Here is a 10,146-nt window from a genome sequence, read left to right on the forward strand (position 1 = left end):
GGTTTTATTCTTGAAAGGTGGCGGTGGGCCGCGTGCAGATCTGTGCGTTCAGCGGCGTTTATCGATCAGTAACGGCGTCTTGCCGCTGTGTTTGTTTCGGGAAAAGTGCTCGACGGCGCACTGTTCGGCGTCCACCGTGAGCAATCCGGTCTCAACCAGCGTGGTGAGCGTCAGGTAGTTCTGCAGTCGTCGTTGGGTGTCTTGCGGTGGCAGTGGGCAGCGCAAGCACATGCGTTCCAGGCCTTCCGGGCCGTGATCGAGGACCAGTTGAAACGGCGTCTGCAGGTGTTGCGCCAGCGTTGCCAACGAGATGAAATCGGTGCCGATGCGCAGCAACTTGCCGTGGCGCTCCAGTAGTTCAAAGCGTGGCGAAGTCAGACCGCAGGCGCACGGGCCGGACAGCCAACGCCCGCTGTCACCGATGTCATAGCGCCGCACCGACTGGCCCTGGCGTGTCCGGGAGGTCACCAGCAGACGGCCGGATTCGCCAGCACCGACCGGTGTGTCTTGCTCAAAATCGACAATCTCCAGATGCTGAATGTCGCTCATCAGGTGGAAGACGCCATCCGCCGTGGCGTGGCAGGCATGACCCAAGGGGCCAGCATCGACGCTGCCGTAAATCGCCGAACGGATCAGGCCGACGCCGCAGCTTTGCAGCAACTCGCGGGTCGGCTCACTCAGGTGTTCACCGCCGAGAAAGACTTTGTCGATGGCGCCATAGTGCCGCAGCGTCTGTTGTTCGTTGAGAAACAGCCGGTGCAGCGTGGCGGGCATGCCGATCAATACGGTGATCCGTTGATCGACGATCAGTTGCGCGATCTCATGGTAATCGTCGTCCGCCGGAGCCCCCATCGGCCAGTGGCTGGCCTCCAGTTGTTCCAGCACCTTGGCAAAACTGGAGAATCCACCGTACAGCCCACCGCTGAAAAACAGGTTCATGACGCGGTCTCGCGCCGGGTCCAGACCTGCCGCCAGCAGGCCATCGGCGGTGGCACGCATCTGGCGCTGGAAATCGTGGTAACTGAAGCCCGAAAGCGCCGGGGTGCCGCTGCTGCCGCCGGAGCGAAAATACAGCTGCGCCGCCGGGTCGACTGGCTGACTGGCGAAGGTGTCCTTGTTCATGATCGGCAGGCCTGTCAGCACGGGCGGTGAGGGCTGGCGATCAAGCGTGGCATGGGTTGCCAGCGTGGTCGGCGCCAGGCTGACTGACACCCGGCGGCTCAGGCGCTGCAAGGCATAGACCCCGTCATGCGGTTCGCCGTCGTAGCCATCGTGGATGGCCGCGATCGGGGCAATGCGGGTGACGCCGCTGGCGATCAACGTCTGTGACAGCTCGGCGATCTGCGCTTCGGGACACAGCAAGGCACAGCTTTGCAGCACATTGCGCCACGGCAGCAACGTAGTCGTGAGCTGCTCGCGGGGCACGGGTTTGAGCAGCAGGCTGCGAAACAGCGCAGAAGGTTCCAGCTGGTGGTCATGGCTCCAGATTACTCGCCAGCCGGGTGTGCTCCAGATCCAGCCAGTCTGCCCGGCAAAACTCTGTGCCAGCCGCGCCATCGCCGTGCAGGTGGTGATTTGTGAGGCCTCTTCAGCACTCGGCGTAAGGGCCGGCCAGTGTCCGGCGCGGCGTTCGAACGCTTCGGCCAGTTGAGTACCGATATCGTTCAACACCGCCGTGTCGTCGCTGTCCACCAGCAGCCATTGCGGGCTGGAACAGGCTTGCTGGTCTAGGCGGCAGACTTCATCCACGATGGCGTCCAGTACCGTTGGCGTGACGGCGTCCGGGGTCAGGTAAGCGAAGCTGATACGGTGCCCCCAATCGATCCAGCGACACCCCGCCGGAAGTTGTTGGCGGATGGCGTGCAAGGCGCTTTCGCCACCCCAGGCCGAAACACCGTTGGCGTGTTTGCACAGTTGGCCGATTTGGCCGGTGGTCGCTGGCAACACCGCCACGTAGTGCTTGAGTTGCCCGCTCGGATCGCATTCGAGCAAGGCCTGGAGCAATTGTGCGGTAAAGCCGTCGTCGTTGCTGCTGGGACGCAACCAGTTCACGTTACCGCTCAACAAACCTTCCAGCACTGCACAGAACGCCAGCAACGGAGCGTTGGCCGGTGTGATGTGAACCACCAGACCCAGCGGGCTCCAGCGCTCGAAGCGAGATTGTCGATAGTCGATGCGGCGCAGTGAATCGGGTTGCAGACCGAGTTCACGGTCGAGTTTGGCTTGCAGCGCGCAAGGCTGGCAGAAGTCGATCAGCGCCTGGCGTTGTCCGGCATCAAGTGATAACTCCAGTTCGTGATGTTGCAGGCACCCGGCAAAGGCCTTGGCGGCAGCCAACAGCGTGCTGGTTGAAAGTGGCGTCTGCAGCCGTTGCGGCAGCTCAAGCTGAAGTTGCTGCAAGGCGCTGTCGAGGTTGCGGTCGGTGTGCCGTTGTCCGTTGATCAAATACATGTCAGTGCCTCCCCAGCAGTTCAGACGCGGCCATGGCGCAGCTTCTGGCGGCACCGGTACCGGCGCGGCCATGCAGTTCGAACCAGTCGCTGAACAGTCCGCACTCGCAATGTGTACCGGGATGCAGCGTGGCGAGGTCACTCATGACCACCGCGTGCGCGGGACTTGAGGAAATGTAGGGAGAGACCAGGTTCAACAGGCCGCGCTCGCCATAGGGCAGGACGGAAAAATCCTGCGGGCTGCGCACGTACACTTTCGAGTAGACCGGTACGTGAAACCGATGATGAGCGCATTCGATATAAGGCACTGCGTGTTCGACCGCGCCATAACCATCGCGACAGTCCTCGGTATTGATGCCCAGTTGCTGCTGGATGCGTGCATACAACTGCTGTTTGGGGACCTCTTCGGCGGCGCGGGTTTTCCAGCCGCCGCCAAAAAAAGCCAGCGATCCCGCCGGCAATCGCACATCCGCCACGCCGGTGGCGCGCATGCGTTGCAGGGTTTCCCAAAGAAACGCCGGAAAGCCGAAGATGCGCACCGGCAGACCTTCTTCGGCAAATGCCTGCAAGGCCGCGATCACTCCGAACAGATCAAACTGATGACCGTCGCCGTTATGGCGCAATGCGTACACCACCCGATTGACGGGGGCGAAGCGGCACAGGAATTGATCGGTGAAGGAGGTGCCCAACGTGATCGTCTGCTCTGGCTCGTAGCTCAGCAGCAGGTAATTGCAGGGCGCGTGCGGAGTGATCCAGTCGTACTGCGCGAATATCCGTTCGACCATGTGTTGCGCCGCCGCGAGGCTGCGAGTGTCATAGCGCATGCGACTTTTCTGCCCGCTGGTGCCCGAAGAGGTCAGCTCCAGGGCGTCTTCGCCAGTGGGGCTGAGCAACACATGCTGTTTGAAGAAACTGGCGAAAATCGGCGGTAGCTGCGACCAGTCATCCAGTGTGTCCAGCGCATCGATGTCGATCGCGTGGGTACTCAACCAGTGCGCGTAACCGGGCGTGTGGCTGGCATGGAACCGGGTTATTTCGGTCATGGCCTGATTGAACAGCCCCGGGGGGACTGAATCGGGGCAATAGGGTTGCGGCAACGCGCAAAGCGCATCGCTATGGGGGAATCGAGTCATCGAATGTCCTTATTGATGTGAGTCCGGCGCATCGGGCGCCGCAGGGGCGTTGCGCAGAAGGCGGTAGAGCAGGGGCAGGCACAGCAGGCCGCCGAGGGCTGCCCACACGGCGAAGGACTGGAGGCTCCGGCCGCCGCCGATGACGGCGATGAGCGATCCGCCGGCACCCATCACGGCAATCGACAGCATGCCGATCATGGCCGAGACCAGACCTTTGCCTTCATCGCTTGCGAACAGCGTCAGCCGGTACAGCGCAGCGTTACTCATGCCCAGTCCCAGCGCGTACAGGGCAAGACCGGCGACGGTCAGTATCAGCGAGGTCGAACTCAGCGCCGTGGCGATGAGCATCAGCAGTCCGAGGCAGAACGGCCACAATGCCAGGCCAATCACTCGCACAAGCGAGTGATTCGTCAGCAATCGATCCAGTAGCAGATTGCCGACGATCACGGCCGAGAACACCGGAATCTGCCACAGGCCATACGCCAGCGCCGACAGTTCCAGGCGCTGCATGAGCAGCACCGGCGCCAGCCCGATCCAGGCTATCAGCGGCAGGCTCATCAGGCCCAGCGCCAGGCTGCTGCCGACGAATCGGCGGTTGCGCAGCAGGGCAAGGTAACTGCGCCGGATCTGCCTGAGCGAGAACGGCACGGGAGCCTGTTGTTGTCCGTCGCGGCGCACCACACCGATGGTTTCCGGCATCCACACCCAGAGACCGATCCAGGTCACGGCGCTTGCTGCGCCAAGGCCGAGAAACAACTGGCGCCAGCTCAACCATTCCAATAGAAGACTGCCGAGCAGCGGCCCGAGCAACGGCGACAGCAGTGCCACATTGCCCAGCAACGCCATGAGTCGCACGGCATCGGCTTCGCAGAATACTTCCTGCAGCGCCGGGTAGCTGACGGCAATGACGAAGCCCAGGCCCATGCCTTGAATCAGGCGCAACGCGTTGAACGCTTCGATACGCTGAATCATGACCGCGGCGCTGCACGCCAGACCGAACAGTGCACAGCCGAGCAGCAGCAAGCGGCGTCTGCCGTAACGGTCGGAGAGAGGGCCGATCAGCCATTGCAGGCATACGCCGCCAATCAGGTACAAGTTGAAGGCGTTCGGTACATGCCGGGCGTCGGCGTTGAATTCGTCGGTGACCGTCAACATGGCCGGCATGATCATGTCGCTTGCCATGTAGGTGATCAGTTCGAAAGCGGTAATGGCCAGGCAGAATCCAATCATCTGCACCGGTCCCATTACGATCAGAGTTCTCTGCATAACATCCGTGTTCCATTGATCGAGAAAGTCCGCAGAGACTAGAGGCAGAGTCGCCGCAGCCTCTAATGCTTTGCTGCGACACAAGATTTCAAATACTTACAACGTATTAAATTGGATCCATGTCCGTCTCGAGCAGGCGCTTTTCAGGGCGTGGCGCGCCAACGAAAATGCCCGCCAGGTGGCGGGCATGGTGGGTACTGAAAAGCCTTGTGGTGTTTCTCGACCGGCGCTTCAGACACGCCGGCAGGCGAACGTCCCTGTTCTATCGACGGTAATAACCGGGACCTTCCTGGTACCGATGGTGGCCGTCGTGCCAGCCTCCGTGGGGGAAAATGATGCAGCCACTCAAGGTCAGTACGGCAAGGAGGGGAATCAGCCAGGTGATTCGACGGAACATTTCATAAATCCTCATGGTTACGCCGTCATGAAGCCAAAACTCTTCATCGGCTGTAACATGAGACCGCGTCCGCTGGGGCTCATCCCCGCAACACGGTATGCGCATGGCATGCAAACGGATACAAACCGGATACATTTGAAAGTTTCAGGAACCCGTAATGACCCAGAAGCAACGTTTGAAATACTCGATTCTGATCGCCCTGTCGGTGCTGGCGATCATGCTCGGCCTGTCCTGGCTGCAAAATGCCGGGATGCTCAGCGAGAAGATGTTCCAGTACATCGCCATTGGCGTGGCGGTCGTCGTGGTGGTGATCAACGGGGTGATGCGCCGCAAGGTCAAACCCTGACGGCGATCGCGGGACGCTTCAATCGTTATTGAGCACTGCAGCAGCCTGTGGATGCAGGCTGTAACTCTTGTCCGGGTTGAAGGTGACCACACCTTCGGCGCACAGACGCTTCAATACTTCGCGCACACTGAGAAACGACAGCGGGACGTCCAGGTCCAGCAGTTGACTGTGCACGCCGCGCACCCCCAGGCGTCGATCGCTTTGCGCGGCGACCAGCAGGGCGTCGATGACTTTCAGGCGTACCAGACTGGTGCGCAGGCCAAAACTTTTCAGCAGCAGGCGAATGCGTTCATTGCCCTGTCGCTCGGGGCTGGGTGCGAAACTGCTCGCGCGGGGACTCATGGAAGCTCCTTGTGACGCCTGGCTACCGTCCGTTGGTAGTTGCGAGTTGTACATGGGATTACTCCTTTTCAGAGCCTGATCAGGAACCGTTTTGGCTGCTCTCGATAAACAAGACGTTTCAGCACGGCGAATCATGAAAGAAAACATGTAGAAATTTTGTCGCTTATTCGTTGTTTTCCCGTCATCGCTGGCTGTGTTCGCGGGTACGCGGGCTAAATTTTTTCTCCCGGATTCGTTTCCTGAACAGCCACCTTGCGCGCAGGCGCAGGCGTCAACTTCAGACCGGATCCGGCGCACGCGTCGATCCTTGTCCTATCGATCAGGAGCGTGCGTGATTATTCCCAGGCAGTTAACCGGGCTGGCCCTCGCCGGCGTGTTTCTCGGGCTCAGTCTGTCGGCCCATGCGTTCAGTCCCGCCACTCAGGCCAGCGCCGAGATTCGTCGCACCGGGTTTGGTGTGCCGCACATTCGTGCCGAAAACGAGCGTGGCCTGGGCTTCGGCATCGGTTATGCCTACGCCCAGGACAACTTGTGCCTGCTGGCCAACGAAATCGTCACGGTCAATGGCCAGCGCTCACGCTATTTCGGCCCGGACCTATTCACCGTTGAGGAGCGTGAAAACCGCGTCAGCGATCTGTTTTTCACCTGGCTCAATACCCCTGAAGCGGTGAAAGCGTTCTGGGATGCGCAGCCGACCGAAGTGCACGACCTGGTGCAAGGCTACGCCGCCGGCTACAACCGCTATCTGGCCGAGCGCCGCCAGCAAGGTTTGCCGCAGCAGTGTCAGGGTGAATGGGTACGTGATATCGCTGCCGAGGATCTGGTGAAACTCACGCGCCGGCTGCTGGTTGAAGGCGGGGTCGGGCAGTTCGCCGAGGCGTTGGCCGGGGCAACACCGCCGCAGGCGTCGGCACAGGTCGACCGCAACGCACACGCTTATCAGGTGGCGGACACGCGCATGCAGCGCTTCGCCCTGGATCGCGGCAGCAACGCCATCGCGGTCGGCAGCGAACGCTCGTTCAACGGTCGCGGCATGCTGCTGGCCAACCCGCATTTTCCGTGGGTCGGTGGCATGCGTTTTTACCAGATGCACCTGACCATCCCGGGCAAGCTTGACGTCATGGGCGCGGCGTTACCGGGGCTGCCGATGATCAACATCGGCTTCAACCAGCACCTGGCCTGGACTCACACGGTCGATTCGTCGAAGCACTTCACCCTGTATCGCCTGCAACTCGATCCGAAAGACCCGACACGCTACTTGCTGGACGGCAAATCGCTGCCGATGAGCAAGCAGGCCGTGACCGTGCAGGTCAAACAGGCGGACGGTCAGGTGGTGCCGGTCACACGGGATATCTACAGCTCGCCGTTCGGCCCGATTGTGCAGTGGCCGGGCAAGCTCGACTGGGACCATCAGTACGCCTTCAGCCTGCGCGATGCCAATCTGGGCAACGATCGGGTCTTGACGCAGTGGTACGCAATGAATCAGGCCGCCAACCTCAAGGATTTGCAGGATTCGGTGCACAAGATCCAGGGCATTCCGTGGGTCAATACCCTGGCCGTGGATGACAAGGGCCAGACGCTGTACATGAACCTGTCGGTGGTGCCGAACGTCAGCGCCGACAAACTCGCCCGGTGCAGTGATCCGCGCGCCGGGTTGCAGATGATCGTGCTGGACGGTTCGCACAGCGCCTGTGCCTGGGATATCGACCCACAAGCGGCGCAGCCGGGCATCTATGCCGCCAGCCAGTTACCGCAATTGCTGCGCAAGGATTTCGTCCAGCATTCCAACGATTCGGCCTGGCTGGCGAACCCGGCGCAACCGTTGACCGGTTTCTCCCCTTTGATTAGTCAGGACGGCCAGCCATTGGGCCTGCGTGCCCGGTTTGCTCTGGATCGCCTGGCTACGCTGGGCAAACAAGGGCCGGTGGGGGTGAAGGATCTGCAGCACATGGTGATGGATGACAACGTGTATCTGGCGACGCAGGTGCTGCCCGATCTGTTGACATTCTGCAGTGCTGATCTTGCCGCCGACGCCGCCGCACTGAAGCCGGTTTGTGCCAGCCTCAAGGGCTGGGACGGTCGGGCGAATCTGGATTCGGGCACCGGCCTGGTGCATTTCCAGAACATCATGCAGGCCTTGCTCGAGTCGCCGGATATCTGGCGGGTGCCGTTCGATGCGAAAGACCCGCAACACACCCCGCGCGGGCTGGCGATCGAACAACCGGCAGTGACCAAGGCGCTGCGCGAAGCGATGCTGGCGTCGGCCGCCACCGTCGAGAAAATGCGCCTCAAGCCTGACACCCGCTGGGGTGATATTCAGGTGGTGAGTAGCGGCGCTCAGCAAACGGCGATTCACGGCGGACCTGGGACGCTTGGCATCTACAACGCCATCCAGAGTGTGCCGCGCGAAGACGGCAAGCTCGAAGTGGTCAGCGGCACCAGCTACCTGCAAGTGGTGAGCTTCGACGACAAAGGCCCGCAGGCTCAGGGGCTGCTGGCGTTTTCCCTGTCCAGTGATCCGGCGTCGACATACTCCCGGGACCAGACCGAGGCCTTTTCGAAAAAACAGTGGAGTGTGCTGCCGTTCACTGAACAGCAGATTACCGCCGATCCGCACTATCAGGTGCAGGCGATTCGCGAGGCCTCTGAGCAGCCGACAAAGGTAGTGGCGCAATAAACGATTGAGCGCGGCCTGAACGAAAAAGCCGCTGCCCCCTGAACAAGGGGCAGCGGCTTTTTTTATTGCCAGGCTTCAGGTTTTCGGCGGCTGGCGGGGCATCGAGTTGATGACGGGATCACCTTCGGTGTTGCGGGTCAGGTAGACCGGCAGCACCTTGGGCAGGGTGTTGACGAGGCCGCCGAGCTCTTTGATGTTGTAGACGCCGCCGACGCGGATCGCTCCGGTGCTGGCGTCCGCGAGTTTCAGCGGCTTGCTCAGGTAACGGTTGATCAGGGGCAGGGCTTCGTTCAACGCCAGATTGTCCAGCACCAGTTTGCCGCTGCGCCAGGCCAGGGCGTTGTCGTTGGGGTAGGTCTGGCTGATCTGTGGCATGTAATCGCCATGCCTGTACTGCGCCTGCATCGCCGGCCCCAAACGCAAACCATCACCCGGCAGTGCAGCGTTGCTGGTGACCAGGACCGAGCCTTCGATCAGGTTGACCCGCACTTGATCTTCATAGCGCCAGACATTGAAACGGGTGCCGGTCACGCGGATCTTGCCTTCGGCCGCCCGGACCACGAAGGGGTGGGAGAGATCGTGGCTGACCTCGAAAAAGGCTTCACCTTTTTTCAGGGTGACCCGGCGCTCGTCCTTGTAATTGCTGAAGGTCAGCTCAGTGTTGAGGTTGAGCTCGATCTGGCTGCCATCGCTCAGGGTGACCTGACGGACATTATCGCTGGCTTCAAAATGCTGGTAGCTGTTGGGCAGCCAGCCCAGATGCCATCCGCTGTAGGCCGCCAAGGGCAGGGCCAGAGCACAGACGCTGGCGGCCATTGCGTAACGACGCCAGGCCGGGGCCGGTTTGTTCAGTGGCACGTTCGGGATCGGTTGTGGACGCGGCAAATGTTCAGCAACGCCCCAGATTTCCAGCATGGCTTCGTATTCGAAGGCATGCAGCGGATGCGCGTCGCGCCATTGCTCGAAAGCCAGACGCTCCTCGGCGGAGCAGTCAACAGCGTGCAGACGCATGCACCAGTGCGCGGCGGCATCGGTGATCGCATCGTATTCGGCTTCCGAGAGGGATTCTTGGGTCATTGACTCGTCCTGATTTGCTGCATTCTAACCTTCTCGGCAAGGCGCCGAGAACATCCGTCATGGCAATTGCCCATCAACGTGGAACTTATTTTTCCGTCTGACGCCCAAAAAACAGGACGTCTGACGAACATCATCCACAAACGGAGTGAAAAAATGATCAAAAAAACCTTTGCCGCTGTTGTTGCCACCGCCGCCCTGCTCAGCGCAGGTACCGCCATGGCTGACCGGCCAGGCGCAGGCTGGGTGACCATCGAGAAGGCAATCGAGATCGTCAAGACCAAGGCCGGTTATGTCGAGGTGTATGAGATCGAGGCAGACAACGCCGGTTACTGGAAAGGCGAGGGTCGCAAGGCGGATGGCGTGGTGTACGAGTTCCGCATTGATGGCGCTTCCGGCAACATCCTGCGCGATCAGAAAGACTGACATTGATACACCGCAAGCGGATGCGCAGGCCTTGG

8 protein-coding genes are annotated in these 10,146 nt (G+C 60.9%); 3 read left to right on the forward strand and 5 right to left on the reverse strand.

Going from position 1 to position 10,146, the window contains the following annotated elements:
- Window positions 1-48: 48 nt before the first annotated feature.
- Genes NN484_RS25400 through NN484_RS25410 form a run of 3 tightly spaced genes read right to left on the reverse strand, consistent with a single transcriptional unit; the run spans window position 49 to window position 4,849 of the window.
- Complete coding sequence (locus NN484_RS25400) at window positions 49-2,451, reverse strand: aldehyde dehydrogenase family protein (RefSeq protein WP_274658200.1); 2,403 nt, start codon at window positions 2,449-2,451, stop codon at window positions 49-51.
- Window position 2,452: 1 nt separating this feature from the next.
- A complete protein-coding gene (locus tag NN484_RS25405) occupies window positions 2,453-3,583 on the reverse strand; it encodes a LuxE/PaaK family acyltransferase (protein WP_274658201.1) in 1,131 nt (376 codons plus the stop codon).
- A gap of 9 nt (window positions 3,584-3,592) precedes the next feature.
- Complete coding sequence (locus NN484_RS25410; protein ID WP_274658202.1) at window positions 3,593-4,849, reverse strand: MFS transporter; 1,257 nt, start codon at window positions 4,847-4,849, stop codon at window positions 3,593-3,595.
- 554 nt (window positions 4,850-5,403) lie between these two features.
- On the opposite strand from NN484_RS25410, the gene NN484_RS25415 reads away from it, so the two are divergent.
- A complete protein-coding gene (locus NN484_RS25415) occupies window positions 5,404-5,592 on the forward strand; it encodes a hypothetical protein (RefSeq protein WP_127647081.1) in 189 nt (62 codons plus the stop codon).
- A gap of 18 nt (window positions 5,593-5,610) precedes the next feature.
- Here NN484_RS25415 and NN484_RS25420 read toward each other — a convergent pair whose 3' ends face one another.
- Complete coding sequence (locus NN484_RS25420; protein ID WP_127647083.1) at window positions 5,611-5,988, reverse strand: fe2+ zn2+ uptake regulation protein; 378 nt, start codon at window positions 5,986-5,988, stop codon at window positions 5,611-5,613.
- A 277-nt stretch (window positions 5,989-6,265) separates the two neighbouring features.
- Here NN484_RS25420 and pvdQ point away from each other — a divergent pair, with 277 nt between their 5' ends.
- On the forward strand, window positions 6,266-8,611 hold the full coding sequence (gene pvdQ, locus NN484_RS25425) for a bifunctional acylase PvdQ (protein ID WP_274658203.1): 2,346 nt from the start codon (window positions 6,266-6,268) through the stop codon (window positions 8,609-8,611).
- Window positions 8,612-8,686: 75 nt separating this feature from the next.
- Here the strand turns inward: pvdQ and NN484_RS25430 are convergent, their stop codons facing one another.
- The gene (locus NN484_RS25430) at window positions 8,687-9,688 is read right to left on the reverse strand and encodes a FecR family protein (protein WP_215500221.1); all 1,002 of its coding nucleotides are present in this window, start codon (window positions 9,686-9,688) and stop codon (window positions 8,687-8,689) included.
- 153 nt (window positions 9,689-9,841) lie between these two features.
- Between NN484_RS25430 and NN484_RS25435 the strand changes: the two genes are divergently transcribed.
- Window positions 9,842-10,111 (forward strand): PepSY domain-containing protein, encoded by a 270-nt coding sequence (locus NN484_RS25435; protein WP_274658205.1) that lies wholly within the window; start codon window positions 9,842-9,844, stop codon window positions 10,109-10,111.
- The last annotated feature ends 35 nt before the right edge of the window (window positions 10,112-10,146 follow it).

Source organism: Pseudomonas serboccidentalis (genome assembly GCF_028830055.1).
In the GTDB taxonomy this organism is placed as follows: domain Bacteria; phylum Pseudomonadota; class Gammaproteobacteria; order Pseudomonadales; family Pseudomonadaceae; genus Aquipseudomonas; species Aquipseudomonas serboccidentalis.